The following is a 20,208-nucleotide window of genomic DNA, read 5'->3' as shown; positions in this document are numbered from 1 at the left end:
TAATGTTTAAGCATTTTTGATTTTTCCATATTTTCTCGACATCTTCCACTTTCGTAATAGTGAAAGTTTTCTTTTTTCAGGTACAGGATGCTTAGTCAACCAGTTTTTAACTGCTTCAATCATTCTTTTAGCAGATTTTCCATCACTTAATGGGTGATAATTATCGATAATCCATTGTCTGTTTTCCTTGTGAATATCAGATTTTAAAACCGATTCAACCGAACTTACGAGTTCTTTGGAATCTTCAATATCTGTCCATTTAATGTTTCCCGATGATGATTTGAGTGTTATAACAGGTTTGTCTAGAAATAAAAACTCATAAATTACTGAAGAAGTATCACTTATCATTAAATCAGAAAGAATCAAATATTTACTGATATCTGGATTGTCTACTATAACGAGGTTATCAAGAGGTTGGGCGGCTTGTATGTATTTTGTTTTCACGTCCTTATTCATCTTATCATGAAACTTAACCAAAATCAAATAATCGGGATTTTTAGATAAAGTTATGATTTCGTTAAATAAAGCTTCTGCCGATGTTAAGCTAGGCGAGAAAGTAGGAGCAAAGAGGAGAATCTTTTGAGCTTTATGTTTCTTGAGTAAGTCTTGCTTTTCTTCTTTAAAATTATTTTGCTGAATGAATAGAGCATCTAGTTTGCACCAACCCGTTTCAATAACTTCAAAATTGCCATGTTTTTTGGATAGTTTATTAAATCGTTCAGTGAAGAAAGCTCCAGATGTTAAGTATAAATCAAAATAATTACGGATTCTAAAATGACCTTTTTTACCCCTTCTGAAATGGCCTTGCATTTCTCCAGCTAAGCCATGGAAGACTTGAACTTTAACACCTCTTAAAAAATAAGGTACATTATTCCCAGGTGCAAAAATGATATCAGCTTTAAAATCTACAATGTCCTGTATTGAGCTTGTTATAGTAGAGTCATTTTTAAATGGAAAAATATTAACAATTTCAGAGTCAATATACCATATGATTTCATCTCCAGCTTGCTCTGATTCAATCTGAAGAGGACGTAAAATGCTGAAGGAGTATGGTTTTGTGCAGAATAAAACAACTTTCATATAACTTAGGTCTTTATATTTATTTGGATGATTTTAAACGTTTTTTGAATCTTTGTTTTTGTTCAATTTTCTCTTTGTGTTCTACGTCAAATTGAATTAAAAGTTTTGCAGCTTCTTTTTCATCTTTCTGATTTATTCGAGCATATTCTTTCCCAACAATTTCTAATTCTTCTGCACTTGCCCAAATTTGAGCGAAATTTTTTAATCCTTTCAGATAACCCATTTTCTCAAATCGCATTCGATTAATATCTACAATGCTAAAATCATATTTTTGATTTGCAAGTTGAGTGATTAGAATATTCCCACGAGAATAATCAAGATGATGTATATTGTTTTTGTGTAGCTTTTCGTATGTAAATACAGCAAATTGTTTGAGAATATTTTCTTTATCAGGAAAGTCGAAACCAATTAAATCTCGTATGGTAAAATCATATTGATGATGTATAGAAACGTAATAACTTCGATTAAAAAATCCATTTTTTAAGATTTCAACACATGCAATAGGTTCTGGAGTTTCAGCTCCATATTCCCTTATCTTTAGTGCGTATTCAAAAGAGTGTTTTGCCTTTGAGCCTCTTAGATATGCGTAAGCAATTTTGTTTATTAGATGAGGTATTTTGAAAGACTTAACATTCAACTTTAATCCTTCAACTTCAAATACTCGAATCTCATTTCTCCCTTTGTAGATTGATTTTCCTTTCTTGTCGAAATTCTGATGAAGATTTTCAAGAAAAGGTTTCAGTTTTGAATATTTAGGGTTGATTTTAATTCGCATATATTAATAGAATGATTGGATAAATTTATCCTAGTATTTTTGTAAAAGCCTTCGCTATTCTTTTAATAGATTCACCACCAATATCGTCGAAATGAATCAAGTTTGGTGCAATAAATTCGTAACTAGAAACATCGTCTCTTGGCTGTATGTCTATAAATGATTTGACTTGGCAAATATAAGCTAAATCGAGTGTGAAAACAGATAATCCACCAAAAATATATTCGTTGGGAGAAGACATATAATAATCAAATTGCTTTATTTCGAGATTCAGTTCTTCCTTTATTTCCCTACAAAGTGCATTTTCAGCAGTTTCCATAATATCTACAAAACCTCCTGGTAAATCAAGCATACCTTTGTGAGGTTCAAATGCTCGTCTAGTGAATAGAATTTCACCTTTATCATTAACAATTAACGCTGCTACTGCAGCCGCTGAGTTGATATATAAATGAAATTCACACTTATTGCATAAAAAAGACTGATCTTTTTTAAATGAAAATTCACTACTACCACATTTTGGGCAATAGTGAATTGTATTTTTTGGTAATGTTGATTTCATGTAAGTTTTTATGATATCATATTGAAGCTTATAAATTAAGCGTAAACTGATGAATCTTATTATAGCTCAAATGCCATATTAATGATTTTTTCTAATTCTTCAGCATCTATTTCATCAAAGGAGTTTAATTCGAATGAATCCACATCAAATACACCAATAATATGACCTTCTTGATTTTTTAGAGGCACAACAATTTCTGAGTTTGTAGCTGAATTACAGGCGATATGACCTGGGAAATCATTAACATCAGGTATAACCAATGTTTTATTTTGATTTATTGCTGCCCAACACACGCCTTTGTCTTTAGCTAATCTTTGACAAGCAACAGGTCCTTGGTAGGAATGAACAAGCAGTTCTCCATCAACAAGAAGATATATCCCTGTCCATGCATAATATTTGATCTTATGATGAAGTATGGCTTCGATTGTTGCCAAACGAGACATCATAATATCGGTAGGTTTAAATATACCTTTTAACTGTGTGTTTAGTCTTTGATAACGAGCTCTTTTGCTCTTATTTAATTTGTCCATATGTTATTTTAAAAAAGTTGAATATGCGAATCTAAGTAATGCAACTAATAATCACAAATAGAACATTACCTTGTTTCTAAATTTTGGAACGTAAAAAACTGTGTTGTATTAGCTTTTACATTAAAGTTTAGCGCTTGTTTATGTCCACCATTTACTCCACTTTTAAGATTTAATATCAGTTTGTGGTTTCCTGGTTTTAATTTGATTCTTGTATAGTATATGCTATGAGGAAGTGTTTGCCAATTGCGAGTATCTGCTTTCTCTGTTATGGCATTAGCAAGACTGAGTAGCGTACCCAAGGTCTCATTCTTACTATTAGCATATGTTTCTAATGCTTTTTTAGTGGCAAGTCGTAAAATTGAATTTGCTATTTCTCTAACCATTCTATCTTTTAGACATTTAAATGCAATAGCATTAATATCTTCAGCTTTTTCCAATTTATATTGAACTAAACTATCAATTTCAATTAAAGCCTGATTGAATAAAGGTACCCTTTCTCTGTATTTGGGAAATGCAATTCGAACAAAGTCAAGATTGCTGAATGCAGCTTTCTCATTTCTATTAAAATTATTCATGTTGAAAGGGAAACTAACACCTTCTTCATTATTGGCAAGGGTTAAAATGCCTCCTGCGCCTTTGTGAGCAGCAAAATTAATACTCCATTCGTCTTTAACTGGGCCTAAACCATTCATCCAAATAAAAATTATTTCTCCTTCATCTTTCAAAGAATCCTCAACAGTCATATTAAATTCTTTACTGTAAAAGAGATATTCTTTTTCGAATCCAATACGTTTAGCTGTTCTTAAAATATCTTTTTTTAATTGTTCAGGACTAATGGTCCCAAAGTTTTCTGAATAGTTGTTTTTATAGATATTGTACGCGTTTCGGTATGCAATAAAAGCATTATTGTAATCTTTTGATGCATCGTATATCATTCCCATAAGGTTATGAGCAAAAGCATCATCACTATATCTATTTTTATTATTACGAGGGTATTTGTCGTTTAGAGCGTAGAGTTTTTCATTAACACGGCGACATTCTATAAGTGCTTCTTGGGTTTTTCCCAATTGAAGATAACCTATGGCCTTATAATAGTTTATAAGTACATTCTCAAAATCTTCTGGTTTGTAGGGTTTAACTCTAGGGTTTGAAATGAGAGCTAAAGCTTCTGATCCTAAATTTTTTCGTTGATCTTCAACAAATATATCAGCTTCGTTAAAGTAGGTGTTAGCTAAGGCATAATCTTTTTGCATCCAAGCCAAAGTACCTTTGTTTACAAGGTAAAGTACTCTGTTTCGATTAGATTGGAGTTGCTTGTTTGCATCTAAATGTTTATTTGCTGTTTGCATATCACCATTTTCAAAACTTTTATTAAACGCTTCGTTTTGTTGGTAATAAGTTGCACAACTTGATAATATTATTGAAGCAAAGAGAACAAGAAATAAATGGAATCGCTTGTGTAGAAATAGTATCATGCTTGGAGAAAGATTGATTTTATATTTTAGCCAAGAAATTAAAATGCTTGCAAGACGTTATGTCTTGCAAGATTTATAAGCGTAACCCTGTAATTTATCGATTCACGTATTTCTTAATCTTTTTATCACCCATCCACACTAGTTCACTCGTTTCGATACTAGTTAATTCAAGACTTAATTGGTAATAACGTACTTTTTCTTTTTTATAACTATCAACAATAGAATTTATATCACCTTGTAAAATGAAATCAGCACCTAATTCTTGTCCCCATTTTTTTATAGTTGCTTTTGCAGCAAAATCCTGTTGGTCAGCTCTTTCTTGACGTAAATCTTCACGTTTAGAACCTGCTTGTACAAGACGAACACGACCATCATTAAGAATAGACTTCTCAATATCTTTGATATAAGTGTCAGCCTCGATATGTTCGGAACTCTTGTTATAAATAAGTCCAACAATAACCACTGGTTTTCTGTTGAATTCCTTTTCGAAATTCGCAATCCAATTTTGACTCAAAACTTGTTGTGTTAAAGCTTGTGCAGCTAACTGTGAGTCTGTGTCATTCCAACGACCACTTAAATCAATTTGTTGATCAGGTGATACTCGTGTTATTTGACGTGAACAAGAAGCACTAGTAACTAATATTAATGCTAGAACTAATAAACGTAATGAATGATTCATAATGTATGTTTTAATTTACTCTGTTTAGGTTGAAACTTAAAGATACTCACATTCAATGAGTATTAAAATACTTTTACTAAAAGTAATCTTATGAATACCCACACAATTTGTGTGCCAATTTTATTGTATTTGCTGTACTAATTTTTTGAGCTTTTCGTAGTGATTAGTACTTACGCCAGTCATTGGTAGTCTAAAGTTGTTTTCAATCAGACCATTGATGTTTAGAATGGCTTTGATACCAGCTGGATTTCCTTCTGTGAATAAATTTTGAATAATATCAATAAGCTTGTAGTGTAATGTTTTTGCATCATCAATTTTCGATTGACGAGCATAATTAACCATGTTACTGAATTCTTTAGGAAAGGCATTTGCGACTACAGAAATTACACCATCAGCACCTAGGCAGATCATTGGAAATGTAAGAGCATCATCACCTGAAATTACAGAAAATCCTTCTGGTTTGTTTTTAATAATGTTCATGATTTGTTCTATATTTCCAGAAGCTTCTTTAACTGCAACAATATTTTCAATGTCGTTGGCTAATCGAAGTGTTGTTTCTGCAGAAATATTTACCGAAGATCTTCCAGGAACATTATATAGAATTACTGGTACTGGGCAAGCATCTGCAATCATTTTGTAATGCTGATAAAGTCCTTCTTGGCTTGGTTTGTTGTAATATGGTGCAACAGATAGAATTCCAGCAATTTTATCATAAGCATGAAAGCTTTTTATGCCTTCAACAACTTCACTTGTGTTATTACCACCTATACCAATAACTAGAGGAACTCTCTTATTGTTAACTTTAATGATATGATCGATAACAGCTTTTTTTTCATCCTTATTAAGCGTTGCTGATTCACCTGTTGTTCCCATAACAACAAGATAGTTTACGCCATTGTTTATTTGAAAATCGACTAAGTTCGTAAGTGATTTAAAATCGATATTTCCATCCGTGTGGAAAGGGGTAACGATCGCGACTCCTGTTCCTGAAAAATGTTGTGACATTATATTTTAGTTTTTCTTAATTTCTGATAAATATGTGATACTGTCTTGAATAAGTTCTTTAATTGAAGCATTCTCTTTTAGTTCAATCATAAAATCTAGATACTCAGCATTATTTCCTTTTGCACCTACTTTAAAAGATGCAGGCGATAAAGATGTTATGTATTGAACTGTGAGTTCTTCTGACTGAGTTAAAATAAAAAGAATATCAAATTGTTGTTTAAAAAATTCATTTATATCATGTGATTGAGGTATTCCTTTCCAATTACAGTCTGATTCTGAAAAATAGATAAAATCTAATGTATTTATCGGTTTTTGGGGAACTTCAACTCCCTCGTACCAACCAGCTGCACTTATTTTATAACCTTGTTTTTTTAAGTCTGTGTAGAAGTTGCTTACTATACTATTATTTTCTTTTTTATTTGTATCAAATAAAATGCCAATGTATTTAGCACTTTGCATATTGTGAAATTCTACATGTTTTGTTAATTTTTTTACTTCTTTGGCTAGTAATTTTCTGGCAATTTTTTCAGCCGTATTTTTGATAATGCTCATTTTTAGTCAAATATACTTTATTAGAACTTCTAAAAAGTGTTAGATTTAAAACCAAATAAAGTTTCTATCGGGGTGAAAATCAAGCACAAGATAGTTATTTTTTGAATTCGGCAAGACGACCAAAAGCCATATTTGAAAGGTATTTCTTTTGTTTACTTGAAAATCAAGGTGCTAGGCGATGGAAATTCCAATTGCCATTTTCCAATTCAAATTCGATTCTATCGTTTAAACGACTCTCTCTTCCTTGCCAAAATTCGAATTTTGTAGGCTTTAGTTTATAACCACCCCAATAGTTTGGTCGTTTAAACTTATCGTCAAATTCATTTTTGAAATTTTGAATAGCTTGTTCTAATTCATCTCTATTTTTGAGAATTGAGGATTGAGGAGATGCTGCAGCAGCACGTCGACTACCAACCGGTCGGTTCATAAAATAATGGTCTGAATCTTTAGATTTTAATTTTTCGATAGAACCTTCAATTCGAATCTGTTTTTCCAATTCAGGCCAGAAGAAAACTATGGCACCATATGGATTCTCTTTTATATCTTTTCCCTTTCGACTGTTATAATTAGTAAAAAAGCAGAAGCCTTGATCAGAATAATCTTTAAGTAGAAGTATCCTTGCTGTAGGTTTCCCATCTGAATTTACTGTTGCTAAAGTCATTGCATTGGCATCTAATAAATCCAAATCATGGGCCATTTTAAACCAGATGTCAAATTGAGTAAATGGATTAAGGTTTACATCTCTTTCATCCAATTGCTTAAGCGTGTATTCGTGGCGTTTTTTCTGGATATCTTCTTGCATAATAACTATTTATTCTGGTTGCATAAGTATATTTGGCTCTATGCTTAAACCATTGTAATTGATGTAATATTGACCTCCTTTTGCAGGATAAGCCATTTCTGCTTCATTCTTTGTATCTGCATTAGCTATACCGACATGTGCAAATAAGATTTTAGCTTTATGCTTATCGGCATGCTTTATTATTTCTTCTGCAGCCATTGGCGATAGTGATCCTAAGTCTGGGTAAGTGCTTGTTTTTACTACGATGAAATACATGTCTTCGTCTTTTCGAGCTAAGATTTGAGGATTTTCTTCAAATTCAATATTTACCGATAGAATTTCGTACTCATCTTTAATGTGCTTGTACACCCACTTTATGCCTAGTTCATGTAATTCTTCTCCACTAAGTCTGTTCCCTTTTTGACTCATAATTTGTTTTTAATTTAAGACTACGAATATCTCCTTTATTGGTAATATTACCAAATGGTTGTCAGTTATAAATTCTCTATTATATCATTCAAAAAGAGATTAAGAGGCTGTAGTGCTTCAAATGATTCTTGTATGGCAATAGGAAATTTATCTGAAGTTGCAATATCATCAGTAATAAACTGACTAACTGCATAGTGTTTGTAGTTTAAGAGCTGAATGTGTTCAAAATCTTTAGGATAGCCACGAGGAGCAGTTTTTAGCTTATCACCATATAATTCAGGAAAATGACTAACAAATTCTGGTTTCTCAATTATTGATTTAAATTCTTCAGGATGATGAAAAATTTCTTCACGTATTGCTTTAAGTGTTTTAGGCTCGGGCATAAAACAACCGCCACCTAGAAAACATTGTTCAGGTTCAATATGAATATAATAACCACCATATTTAGATTTACGACCACCACGAGATATAAATGCTCCAAAGTTGGTTTTATAAGGGCGTTTATCGTTAGAGAATCGAACATCTCTAAAAATTCGGAAAATACAATCTTTTGCAATATTGCCAGTTACCGAAGGGTCTATTTGTTTAATTTGTGCTATGCTTAGTTCTATAAAAAGTTCAAAATCTTGTTTTGCCTCGTTATATTGGGTTTTATTAGCGTGAAACCAATCCCTATTATTGTTTTCCCTAAGATCAAGTAGATATTTATATATAGATTTATTCAGCATATTCTGTTATTTTATTTGTCAATTTAATTGAGGTTCAAAATACGATTATTGCAGACAAAATTCAAAGTTTGATACCTAATTCTTATAGGTGTGAAATTTATTAATAGCTTATTATTTTAATATTGAATTTAGTAAACCCATTTCCTTTGTTAATTTTGCAGCACTTAAGCATTTGAAATTAGTTATTACTGAAAACGAATGGTTTAATTTTGATGATCATATAAAAAGGGAAAAATGAATATAGGTATAATAGGTGCTATGGAGATTGAGGTCACTAGGCTCCGTGATGAATTAAAAAATATAGAAGAAATTAGTAAGGCAGGTTTTACTTTCTATAAAGGGCAAATACATGGTATTAATATTGTTTTGTTACAATCGGGTATTGGTAAAGTGAATGCTGGGATTGGAGCTGCTATTTTGATTGATAATTTTGCGCCTGATTTTGTAATTAATACAGGTTGTGCTGGTGGTTTTATTTCTGATTTGAAAGTTGGTGATATCGTTATTTCCAAAGAAGTTAGTCATCATGATTTTGATTGTACTGTTTTTGGTTATAAACATGGGCAAGTACCAGGTATGCCGCCTAGTTTTATTGCGGATTCTAAGTTAATTGAAGTAGCTGATAGATCTATTCATAAATTAACGAATTTAACAACCAAGTGTGGCACAATTGTTACAGGAGATCAGTTTATGAATAATCCCGAAGCAACAAAGCAAATTAAAAAATTGATTCCAGAAGCTGATGCAGTAGAAATGGAAGGTGCTGCTATTGCTCAAACTTGCCATCGTTTTGAAGTTCCATTTGTTGTTATCCGTTCTATTTCGGATATTGCAGGACAGGATAATGCTGTTCAGTATGAGGAGTTTGTTGAAACTGCTGCAGTTAATTCTGGTAATATGGTAATGGAGATGATTCAAGAGTTAGGTCAAGCCTAATTCTATTAAAAAAATAAAATATAGATAAGATGAAAAAGATAGATAGTTTTCAAGTTGATCATAGTAGATTGAAACGAGGTATATATGTTTCTCGTAAAGATACAGTAGGTAGTGAGATTCTAACAAGTTTTGATATTAGAACAAAATTACCAAATGTTGAGCCTGCAATGGAAATTGAGGCTATGCATACCATGGAGCATCTTTGTGCTACATTTTTAAGAAATCACGATGATTGGGCTAAGAAAACAGTTTATTTCGGACCAATGGGTTGTTGTACTGGTTTTTATATGATTTTTCATGGTGATTACGTTTCGAAGGATGTTGTTGGTGTGATTCAAGAAATGTTCAAGTTTATGTCAGATTTTAATGAAGAGATTCCTGGTGCTGGCATCAATGAATGTGGTAACTACAAGAGTCACGATTTGGAAGGAGCAAGGCAAGAAGCTAAGAAATTTTATAAAGAAGTTTTAAGTAATCTAAAAGAAGAAAATCTTAACTACCCAGAGTAAAATATAAAGGCTACCAATTTGGTAGCCTTTTATTCTATATATTTTTCTGTAATTATTAATTTCCAATCTCCTTCGTTGTTTCAATATGCTGATGAGCTTCAATAACTGGTTCATATTTTTGAGCTTTAATCTCAAAATCTTTAGTGTAATTAATTATATGAAGACCTCTATTTTCAAAGCCGCCCCATGCATTAACGCTTTCAATATTAAAGTTTGATTGTAGTAAATCAATATCTTTAATTTCACTTAAGTGGTCGAAGAATTGAATGCCATAGCGTTTTATTGAAGTCGTGAAATAAATCGTAAAATCGTAAGCTCTAAACGAATAGTCATTAGGTTCACAACTAAATTCATATCTAAAACGATCAACAAATCGAATAACATCTTCGGAGTTGTAATCAATGAAATATGGAGATAGAATTTGTGTGTTTAATTCGAATAGATTACTAGGATCCATACTATTATAACGTTGCCATGAAGGGAATCCTATTAGTTTTATAGGGTATGATTTACTAAGAATTTTAAGATTCGTTAAAAAACTTTCTACAACCGAAGGCTTTGATGATGGAATAATAATAATGTTTTCTTGAGTTTTACTTAAAAGATATTCTAAACCAAGGTTTCCATAATCTTCAAATGAGATTTTGCTATAGTTTAAGTTAGAATATTGCCAATATTTACCTCCATCAAACAATTGCTGTTCAATGTCTGAAACCAATTGGTATTCTTCTAGTGTTTTATAGTTTTTACTGTGAACAATTATAATATTTTTATTTTCCTTGTCAGACATAATGTGATTGAAAATATTATCACATAATGATTGAATTGAAGTATTTAATTGAAAAACAAAAGGGTTATTGTGAAGTTCTTTATTTTTAGAAGATAAGGGTGATACAATAGGAATTTGATTTGCTAGTGCATATTCGGCAACCAATTCAAAGGTATTAGAATAAACAGGACCTAAAATTAAATCCAACTTTTGTGTTCCCAATTTTTCTAATGTTTTCCTTACCGTTGATTGTTTCTTTTCTGTATCAAAAACATGTAAATTTACATCTAACCCCTGTTTCTTAAGATCTTCAACAGCTAACAACACACCTTGATATAACCTAATAAAATCTCTTGATTTTGGGTAGGTTGTTTCTGGCTCCTTACGAGTCATTATTCTAAGTGTATCTTGATAAGTATATTCCCAATTTAAAGAATCGCTCAGGGCGGCATAAAGTGGCAAAAATAGAGCAATGTTAATTTCAGATTTAACTATTGTGTCTCTAGTGTATTCTTTGAAAATTTGATCATAATTTGTTACATGTTCCTTTTCGATAATAGGTTCAGTAACTACGCTTTTAATTGGTTTTAATTGTTTCGCATTCTTTGGCAAATTCACAATAGTTCCTGGAGCAATTTTTCTGAAAGAACGGATGTGACGATTTAGTTTACGAAATGTTCTACGTTTAATATTGAATTTACTTAGAATATCAGCTTCTGAATCATTTGCTTTTACTGTGTAAGTATTTTGTTGCTTTTCATCTATCTGACTGTTGTCGTTTTTCTGGATCTTAATAATAGTTCCGATGGTAAGTTTTCCGTTTTCACCAATTTCAGGGTTGTCAGCTTTTATATTTTCAATGCTCTGATTGAACTGCTTCGATAAGGAGTATAGCGTATTGCCTTTCTGAATAACGTGGTAGAAATAGTTTGAAACGTTCTCTTTTGTAGTTTTATTACTTACGTTAATATGAGTTGATTTTACGAAAGGGATTCTCAGAATTTCATTTAAATCCAAGTTGTAATTTTTCTTGCGGTTGATTTCCATGACCTCTTTTATGTCAACCTTATAGGCTTTACATATCGAAAACAGGGTTTGTTTCTCTCTAACGATATGTAAATAGTAAAATTTACCTGCTACTATAATTTTTTCGTTAGAACGAATAATTTCATTAGTTTGAGCATGAGCATCGATAATAACGATAGAAAGAAATAAAAGTATGATGATTTTTTGAACAAAATATTTCATTAACTGATTATTTTTCAGAGTTTTGGTGTTTTATCTAAACATTAACAAAAATAAGAAACAAAGTTTATAAAACAATATGAGATTCACATTAGCTATGAGAATTTAGTTTAATTTAAGATTTATGTTTTCAACTTATTTTAAATGAAAATGTTAGACTTAAATTGTCTTGTCTATAAATTGAATAATTGTAAAAGATATTTTTGGGATAAAAAGTAAAAAAGCGATGAGTTAATTCATCGCTTTTTTTATATGCTTAAGGTTTTAAGTCTCTTACCAGATTTTAGCTCTTTGTTCTTCGTTACGATACAAAGGATCTGTTTTGTTAATATTAAAAGCTGTGTATAATTCAGGAATATTAAATAAACCTCCATTTACACGGTACTTTCCAGGAGAGTGTACATCTTCTTTAATAAGTTTTCTCAAGTACTTATCTCTCACACTACCTCTCCAAACCTTTGAATAAGAAAGGAAGAAACGTTGCATGTTGTTGAAGCCATCAATATCTTCGGGTTGCTGGCCATTTAAGCTCGTTTTGTAAGCTTCTAAACTAATGGTAAGTCCACCATAATCGGCAATATTTTCTCCAAGAGTTAATTTACCATCAACATTTAAATCATCGAATGCCTGGAAACCATTGAATTGATCAACTAATTTTTGTGTGCGATCATTAAATTTTTCGGTGTCTTCCTTAGTCCACCAATCCTTCATGTTACCATCCTTATCAAAACGACGACCTGAATTATCGAAGCCATGTGTCATTTCATGACCAATAACAACACCAATTGCGCCATAATTTACAGCATCATCACCATTCATATAGAAAAATGGAGGCTGAAGAATAGCTGCTGGAAAAACAACTTCATTTAATAATGGGTGATAGTAAGCGTTTACCGTTTGTGGTGTCATGCCCCATTTCTCAGTGTCTACAGGCTGACCTAATTTAGCGATGTTTTTAGCCACTTCAAAACGAGCAGCTCGCCATGTATTTTGAATGTAAGAGTCGGTAGATACTTCTAGTTTTGAGTAATCTTCCCATTTATCAGGATAACCAATTTTTACACCAAATGCATCAAGTTTAGCCAATGCTTGTGTTCTTGTTTCTTCGCTCATCCACTTAAGCTTCTCGATTCTTCCGCGTAAAGCAATTTTCAAGTTTGCTACCAATTTGTCCATTCTAAGCTTAGCCTCTGGTGGAAAATATTTTTCAACGTATAATTGTCCAACAGCTTCACCTAGAACAGAACCTGTAGCATTCGACATACGTCTCCAACGTGGTTGTTGCTCTTTAGCACCAGTTAAAATAGTTCCGTAAAAAGCAAATTGTTCTTTTTCTAGTTCGGTAGATAACTTACTTGCCGACTGGTCTAAAATTTTCCATTTTAAGTATAATTTGATATTAGTTATTTTTTCATCCTTCAACATCAAATTTAATTCCTTCATATATCGAGGGTGGCTTGTTATCACATATTCCTTAATATCTGCACCCATTTTGTTGAAATAAGTAGCCCAATCAAAGTTTGGATATTCTTTAGCTAGAGTCTCAACAGTTTTAGGATTATACATGGCAGGATAGTTTCGGTCCTCTAAACGCGTATTGAATTTTTCTGCCATGCGAGTTTCAAATCTCATGATTGATTCTGCATTTTTTGTTGCAAGTACAGTGTCGTCACCAATCAGTTCAAACATATTTGCCACGTGCTTTACAAATTCGGTTCTGATATTAGCACTGGTTTCATTGTCTGCCGTATAGTAATCACGATCTGAAAGAGATAGACCATCTTCCGAAAGATACATTCTGTTAACAGTTGTATTCTTCATGTCTTGATCTACACCAGCACTAAATAGAGCACTTATACCCATTTTATGAAGATGAATCAATTCATTTCTCAAATCAGTAGCATTTTTTATCGCAGAAATCTTTTCAAATTCAGGTAATAAAGGCTTAAGACCAATTTCGTTGATTTTCTCTACATTCATTGCTGTTGCGTAGAAATCTTGAATTTTCTTAAGATTACTTTCTTCTGGAGCATTTTCAGTTTTTGCGGCTTCTTCTAAAAGGTTGTGAACAGCTTCGTTTGCATTCTCACCTAAAATATCGAAGGCACCATAACGACTTTTGTCAGCTGGAATTGGTGTATTCTTCATCCAATTTCCATTAGCATATTCAAAAAAGTCAACACCAGGTTTTACATCCAGATTCATATCTTCCTTTTTAAGGATACCATGTCCTTTTATTTTCTCTTGCGTGCATCCGGATAGAATACTGAGTGCTATACTCAAACCAATTACAGTTTGACTTGTTTTGTTAATGTTCATATTTATGTTTTTATTTGAATTTATGTTAGAATTGTAAATATATATAAATGAAGATTAATGTTCTTGTTTTTTCGATGATCGTTGTATTTTGGAAGATTTTTTGAATTAATGCTTATCTGTAGATATGGTTCTTGCTTTTTTTCTAGTTTTGTAGCCTGATAAATAATTTTGAGAAATGGCAATGAGTTGTAGAGATAAGAATAAGGTGGTGTTGGGAATGAGTGGTGGAACAGATTCGTCTGTGACAGCTATATTGCTTAAGGAGAAAGGGTATGAAGTTATTGGCGTTTCTTTATGGTTTTGGGATTCTCCCAATGAGGATTCAAATAATGAAGAATTGCCACACTTTATTGTTGATGCTCAGCAATTAGCTAAGAAACTTTCCATAGAACACCATGTTATTGATGCTCGTAATGAGTTTAAGGATGTTGTTATTGGTCAGTTTCTCCAGGAATATTTAAAAGGCCGTACTCCTAGTCCTTGTATTCATTGTAATCCAAATATAAAATGGCGTTTGCTTTTAGATAAAGCCAATCAACTAGGAGCTGAGTATATTGCAACGGGGCATTATATTCAAATACTTGAGGAAGAAGGCGTTTTTTATATGCATAAAGGAAATGATCCTGTGAAAGATCAATCTTATTTCCTGTGGAATCTTAATCAAGAGATTTTATCGCGTACATTAACTCCTTTGGGTACGTATACTAAACCCGAAGTTCGTGAAATAGCAACCAAGTTTGGTCATAAGAGTGTTGCTTCAAAGAAAGAAAGTATGGGTATCTGTTTTCTAGATGGAATGGATTATAGAGATTTTCTCAAAAAAGAAATTAAGGATCTTGATAAAAAGATAGGAAAGGGGAAGATTGTTGATGTTAATGGCAAGGAATTAGGTTGGCACGAAGGTTATCCTTATTATACCATTGGGCAGAAAAGAGGTTTAGAGTTGAAGGAAAAAACAGGACTGATGGTGAGTCGAATTGATGCTGAGAATAATACCCTAATTATTGAAAATAGAGATCAGCTAAATCGAAAGAATTTTACGGTAAGCGACTATTATCTGAATAATAAAGAAGATATTAACAGCCTCAAAATAACAACTATTGTTAGAGGTTATGGTCTGAATCCGGAAGGTTATTCCAAACTGACTCTTATTAATGACAGCTTATTGCAAGTTGAGCTTGAAAATCCTGCTTGGGCAATTGCTCCAGGGCAACCTGTGGCTTTTTATATAGGTGATAAGCTAATTGGTGGCGGTTTTGCTGAATAGAGAATTCAAGTTTAAAGGAAGAAAAGGATAAAGGGAAAAAGTAAAAAACGAAAGTCCGCATTATGCGTGATTAAAGTAAAAAGGAGAAAAAGCAGAGTTTGCTTTAAGGTGATTAAAATAAGGCGTGAAGAGTACGATTGTAATTGTACTTTTTTGCTTTCTTCTCTCTTTTTTATTTGCTACTTTAGGTTGAATTTTAGAATTGATAATCATTAACTATTGAAAATAATTAATTGAAATAAATATGACAGTAGATGCTCCAAATGTTTTCTCTAATGGTGATGAACTTGTTAAAATTATACAAATGCGTATGCCCTATGGTAAATATAAAGGTTGGTATATATTAGATTTACCAGAACGTTATATTGTATGGTATCATCAAAAAGGTTTTCCTGCTGGGAAGTTAGGTGAAATGTTAGGTGTGGTTTATGAAATTAAACTGAATGGTTTAGAAGATATGATGCGCCCTTTGTGTCAAAAATATCGTTAATAGAACTGAATTAGAGTGGTAATTTTGCTTGTAATATGAATGAAGTATGACAAATGTAGGACTAATTGGTAGTTATCAGAATTTAAGCGAGGAGCAACAAGAGATGCTTCTAATTTTAGCTATTTATGGTTGTCCAACTATGGCTAATGAACTGAGTAATTCATTCTTATATTGTAATGCATTATCTAAACTTCCTGCATATAAACAGAAAGCTGTCTTAAAAGATTTAGTTCATTTAGGAATTATTGAACGATCTTCTAATTCTTTTTATAGTTTAAAAAAAGATATAATTGATGATGTTTTAATTGAAGCTAGTGTTTTAGATAATCGAATGTTTTTCAATATTTTTAATGACATTGTTACACAGCGCCGTTATTATTCTTTCATTGATGATGTTGATGTAATCTGTCGTCATTTTAGATATCTAGTTTACACGCACAATTTTAAAAAATTCGACGAATTTCTAAAAAGAGATTTTGAGAAGATCAAAAATATTATTCCAGAGAAGTTATTAATTTATATCCTTAAGGATAAAATTTCCGGAGCTTTAGCTTGTTTTAAGAGTTATATTCCATTGTTTGCCCAATTGTATGGGACGTTTATTTTGCGAAATTTATCTCCAATACCTGAATTGGATGATTTTCATGAAAATTCTCGTAAAGAATTGAGTGAAGCTTTAGTATTGATAAATTTGTTTCAAGCTAATTCTTTGGGCGATGAATTTATTTCTTTGTATCCTGCCTTCTTATCTTTTAAAAAATTGATCTCAGGAGAAAAGGATCAAATTTGTGCTGAGAGTCTTCATTTTATGGAAATTTATCAGGTCGAAGCAAAAAGCAAAAAGAAGTTTAGTCCAAAATTAGAAGGTTTACTCTATATATTATCGAGAATAACTCAAGCAAATCCAGATATAAGGAACCTTCGTCCTTTCGTGAATAATTATGTGAGTCTTCAAAAATCGAGCATCTGGGCAGAGATCGCTTTGCCTATTCAAGGCTTAGTGAAGATTCTTGATTGCAAAGGTCGGTTGACCGATGTTACGGCATACTGTAATCATCCACTGCCTCTAGTTCGTTTCTTTGCCTTTTTGTCTCTCTATATTGCTGATAACGAAAAAGTCAAGAGTTTCCATTCTGAGATTTTAGAATTGAGAGATCTAGCTCAAAGAAATAAGTATCATTGGTTTGTTGCTGAACTCGATTATATTTTGTCGAAAATAGACAAGAAGCATCCTGTTAAGTCACAAAAATGGATAATCCCGATTATTAGTGAAATTGTAATACAAGAGCCTTGGGAAAAATCCTTACTTGCCCTAAATCATATTTTCGAAAATAAAAAGAAGAAACCCAGTATAAATCGTCGTTTGGTTTGGGAGGTAAACTTTAACTACTTTGATATTAAAGCTCTGGAGCAAAGCTTGGGTAAAACAGGCAATTGGTCGAAAGGAAAGCCCATATCGTTTAAGCGATTAAAAGAAACAGCTCTAAGTTTTAGTACCAAACAGGATGAAAAAATTATTGAGCATATCACAAAACGGATGGGCTATAGAGGGTATGAGTATTATTTTGATACCGAAGAAGCTTTTTCTGACCTGTGTGGGCATCCTTATATTTATAAATTAGGACAACCTAACTATACGGTTGAACTGAAGAAAGAGGAACTGGAGTTACAAGTTACGAAAGAAGGTGGCAACTACGTTCTAAATTTACCAGAAGCACTATTTAATGATCAGATAGAAATAAAGGAAGAAAGCTTAACCAAATATACTGTGTTTGCTCCTAATTTTGATCAAAAACGGATTGCAAAAACACTAAACGGACGGCAGTTAAAGGTTCCAATTACAGCAAAACCTTTATTGGAAGAAGTCATTAAAAAGATCAGTTCAGTTATAACTATTAACTCTGATTTTATACAGAATAACATTCCTTTTGTAGAACCAGATTCTCAGCCTTTTGTTCAGATGGTGCCAAATGGATTAGGATTAAGGGTTAAGTTGTTGGTTAAACCTTTGGGGAAAAATACAACCTGCTTTATTCCTGGCGAAGGACGAACGAATCTTATTGAACTTATAGAAGGTGAAAAGCATCAAACCCGAAGGAATTTTGCCGATGAAATTAGCTTAAGCCTTAATATTGCTAATACATGCGATAGTTTATTTGTTTGGAATGAAGGGTTTGGAAGCCTAGATTTTGATGAACCACACGACTGTTTGGATTTACTTTCTGAATTAAGGAATGCAAATGTTAAAGTGGAATGGCCAGAGGGGATAAAACTAAAATTAGTGAAGGGAACTGCTAGTTTTGCGGGTTTAAATTTAAAGATCAGAAAAAATAATAATTGGTTTAGTTACGAAGGTGAAGTTGCCATTAATTCAGATTTAAGTTTGAGTCTTCAAAAGTTATTAGAGCTAAATAAAAATTCCGAAAATCGTTTTATAAAGCTCGATGATGGGCGTTTTATTGAAATGACGAAGGAGTTTAAAAAGCATCTACAAAAACTAAACGCTTTTTCGGTTACTGGTTCCGATGAGTTATTGGTACATCCGTTGGCTTTGTCCTCGCTTTCCGATTTCGAAAATCAAGCACATACCTTAAGTGGCGATAGTCATTGGGAAGAGCAGAGAAACAAGATCCAAGAAATGCATAAGTTTACACCTAAACTTCCCGAAACCTTGGATGCCGAATTACGTCCTTATCAGCAAGAGGGATTTCAGTGGATGGCAAAATTGGCTCATTGGGGAGTAGGAGCTTGCTTGGCTGATGATATGGGATTGGGTAAAACCATTCAAATTATTACTGTTTTATTACAGCGAGCGACTAAAGGTGCGGCATTGGTGGTGGCGCCGGCTTCGGTTTGTGGTAATTGGAGAAATGAAATTAAGAAGTTTGCTCCTACACTGAATCCTGTTTTGATTTATGACTTGAATAAGGGTTTTAATCTAGCTGATTTTGGTCCTTTTGATGTGCCGATTATTAGTTATGGTTTGCTGGTTTCGAGATCGAAAGAGGTAAAGGCTAAAAAATGGCAAACACTTGTGCTCGACGAAGCTCATGCCATAAAGAATAATACGACAAAGCGATACAAAGCTGTCACTGGTCTTAATGCTGGCTTTAAAATTATTGCGACAGGTACGCCAATTCAAAATCATTTGGGTGAGTTGTGGAGTCTTTTTCAATTTATAAACCCTGGTTTTCTGGGTTCTTTAAAAGACTTTTCTGATAAATATATTGTAGCCACATCGGTAGAGGATGAGCAACAAAAAATGAATCATCTGAAAAAATTGATAACACCTTTTATACTTCGCCGAACCAAAAGGCAAGTACTCGATGATTTACCTGAAAAAACAGAAATTATCTTAAATGTAGATTTTAGCGATGATGAACGAGATTTTTATGAAGCTTTAAGATTACAGGCTATCGATGATATTGAGAATCCTGATGAGGATGATAAGGTTGGTAAACACATAAAAATATTGGCGGGAATAACGAAATTACGTCAAGCTTGCTGTCATCCTAAATTGGCTCAGAAGCAATCGACTTTGAGTAGCTCTAAGCTTAAGGTTTTTGAACGAACGATAGATGATTTGAGAAAAAATAAGCACCGTGTTTTGGTTTTTAGCCAGTTTACTTCTTATCTGAAAATGGCTGAAGATGTTCTTAAAAACAAAAAGATAGCTTATCAATATCTCGATGGTTCAACACCCCTTAAAAAGAGAGATAAAAGTGTGAAAGCATTTCAATCGGGAGAGGGTGAAGTATTTCTGATTAGTCTTAAGGCCGGTGGTTTAGGCTTAAATTTAACTGCTGCAGATTATGTAATTCATATGGATCCTTGGTGGAATCCTGCCATTGAAGATCAGGCTTCAGATCGGGCACATCGCATTGGACAGACAAGACCTGTTACGATTTACCGTTTGATAACCAAAGGGACTATTGAAGAGAAAATGGTGAAATTGCATCATAACAAAAGAGAATTGGCCGATAATATTTTGGATGGTACAGATAAGGGTAATAAGCTTAGCTCTGACGAATTATTGAAAATACTGATGGAAGGCTAGTTGATTTATTGCTAATATCGGTAGTA

18 protein-coding genes are annotated in these 20,208 nt (G+C 32.7%); 5 read left to right on the top strand and 13 right to left on the bottom strand.

Going from position 1 to position 20,208, the window contains the following annotated elements; translation table 11 throughout:
• Positions 1-6: 6 nt before the first annotated feature.
• The 11 genes from EMN46_RS15035 to EMN46_RS14985 all read right to left on the bottom strand — a co-directional run bounded on the left by EMN46_RS15035 (position 7) and on the right by EMN46_RS14985 (position 8,590).
• A complete protein-coding gene (locus tag EMN46_RS15035; protein ID WP_154201642.1) occupies positions 7-1,080 on the bottom strand; it encodes a CDP-glycerol glycerophosphotransferase family protein in 1,074 nt (357 codons plus the stop codon).
• 19 nt (positions 1,081-1,099) lie between these two features.
• Positions 1,100-1,855, bottom strand: coding sequence for a hypothetical protein (locus EMN46_RS15030; protein ID WP_154201641.1), 756 nt, complete (start codon positions 1,853-1,855; stop codon positions 1,100-1,102).
• 25 nt (positions 1,856-1,880) lie between these two features.
• A complete protein-coding gene (locus EMN46_RS15025; RefSeq protein WP_154201640.1) occupies positions 1,881-2,411 on the bottom strand; it encodes an NUDIX domain-containing protein in 531 nt (176 codons plus the stop codon).
• A 59-nt stretch (positions 2,412-2,470) separates the two neighbouring features.
• Positions 2,471-2,941 (bottom strand): GAF domain-containing protein, encoded by a 471-nt coding sequence (locus tag EMN46_RS15020; protein ID WP_154201639.1) that lies wholly within the window; start codon positions 2,939-2,941, stop codon positions 2,471-2,473.
• Positions 2,942-3,006: 65 nt separating this feature from the next.
• The gene (locus EMN46_RS15015; RefSeq protein ID WP_195715283.1) at positions 3,007-4,416 is read right to left on the bottom strand and encodes a COG3014 family protein; all 1,410 of its coding nucleotides are present in this window, start codon (positions 4,414-4,416) and stop codon (positions 3,007-3,009) included.
• 94 nt (positions 4,417-4,510) lie between these two features.
• Entirely contained in the window at positions 4,511-5,095 is a 585-nt protein-coding gene (locus tag EMN46_RS15010) for a penicillin-binding protein activator LpoB (protein WP_154201637.1), read from the bottom strand.
• Between the two features lie 120 nt (positions 5,096-5,215).
• A complete protein-coding gene (gene dapA, locus EMN46_RS15005; RefSeq protein WP_154201636.1) occupies positions 5,216-6,100 on the bottom strand; it encodes a 4-hydroxy-tetrahydrodipicolinate synthase in 885 nt (294 codons plus the stop codon).
• A 6-nt stretch (positions 6,101-6,106) separates the two neighbouring features.
• A complete protein-coding gene (locus tag EMN46_RS15000; protein ID WP_154201635.1) occupies positions 6,107-6,652 on the bottom strand; it encodes a hypothetical protein in 546 nt (181 codons plus the stop codon).
• 163 nt (positions 6,653-6,815) lie between these two features.
• Entirely contained in the window at positions 6,816-7,454 is a 639-nt protein-coding gene (gene pdxH, locus EMN46_RS14995) for a pyridoxamine 5'-phosphate oxidase (RefSeq protein ID WP_154201634.1), read from the bottom strand.
• A gap of 9 nt (positions 7,455-7,463) precedes the next feature.
• Positions 7,464-7,862 carry a hypothetical protein gene (locus EMN46_RS14990; protein WP_154201633.1) on the bottom strand — a complete coding sequence of 133 codons (399 nt, stop codon included), beginning with the start codon at positions 7,860-7,862 and terminating at the stop codon, positions 7,464-7,466.
• A gap of 65 nt (positions 7,863-7,927) precedes the next feature.
• A complete protein-coding gene (locus EMN46_RS14985) occupies positions 7,928-8,590 on the bottom strand; it encodes a DUF2461 domain-containing protein (RefSeq protein WP_154201632.1) in 663 nt (220 codons plus the stop codon).
• Positions 8,591-8,824: 234 nt separating this feature from the next.
• Here EMN46_RS14985 and EMN46_RS14980 point away from each other — a divergent pair, with 234 nt between their 5' ends.
• On the top strand, positions 8,825-9,526 hold the full coding sequence (locus EMN46_RS14980; protein WP_154201631.1) for a 5'-methylthioadenosine/adenosylhomocysteine nucleosidase: 702 nt from the start codon (positions 8,825-8,827) through the stop codon (positions 9,524-9,526).
• Between the two features lie 29 nt (positions 9,527-9,555).
• Positions 9,556-10,035, top strand: coding sequence for an S-ribosylhomocysteine lyase (locus EMN46_RS14975; protein ID WP_154201630.1), 480 nt, complete (start codon positions 9,556-9,558; stop codon positions 10,033-10,035).
• A gap of 55 nt (positions 10,036-10,090) precedes the next feature.
• Here EMN46_RS14975 and EMN46_RS14970 read toward each other — a convergent pair whose 3' ends face one another.
• The gene (locus EMN46_RS14970) at positions 10,091-12,052 is read right to left on the bottom strand and encodes a LysM peptidoglycan-binding domain-containing protein (protein WP_154201629.1); all 1,962 of its coding nucleotides are present in this window, start codon (positions 12,050-12,052) and stop codon (positions 10,091-10,093) included.
• Between the two features lie 270 nt (positions 12,053-12,322).
• Positions 12,323-14,368: a M13 family metallopeptidase gene (locus EMN46_RS14965; RefSeq protein WP_154201628.1), complete on the bottom strand. Its 2,046-nt coding sequence runs from the start codon at positions 14,366-14,368 to the stop codon at positions 12,323-12,325.
• Positions 14,369-14,549: 181 nt separating this feature from the next.
• On the opposite strand from EMN46_RS14965, the gene mnmA reads away from it, so the two are divergent.
• The 3 genes from mnmA (at position 14,550) to EMN46_RS14950 (ending at position 20,182) form a co-directional block, all read left to right on the top strand.
• Positions 14,550-15,635: a tRNA 2-thiouridine(34) synthase MnmA gene (gene mnmA, locus EMN46_RS14960; RefSeq protein ID WP_229130388.1), complete on the top strand. Its 1,086-nt coding sequence runs from the start codon at positions 14,550-14,552 to the stop codon at positions 15,633-15,635.
• Positions 15,636-15,879: 244 nt separating this feature from the next.
• Positions 15,880-16,125, top strand: coding sequence for a DUF3820 family protein (locus tag EMN46_RS14955; protein WP_154201626.1), 246 nt, complete (start codon positions 15,880-15,882; stop codon positions 16,123-16,125).
• Positions 16,126-16,171: 46 nt separating this feature from the next.
• Positions 16,172-20,182, top strand: a complete 4,011-nt coding sequence (locus EMN46_RS14950; RefSeq protein ID WP_154201625.1) for a DEAD/DEAH box helicase — start codon at positions 16,172-16,174, stop codon at positions 20,180-20,182.
• Positions 20,183-20,208: the final 26 nt, after the last annotated feature.

This window comes from Ancylomarina sp. 16SWW S1-10-2, from assembly GCF_009669305.1.
In the GTDB taxonomy this organism is placed as follows: Bacteria; Bacteroidota; Bacteroidia; order Bacteroidales; family Marinifilaceae; genus Ancylomarina.
Note: the sequence above shows the minus strand (reverse complement) of the source record. Positions and strands in the feature narration are given on the sequence as shown.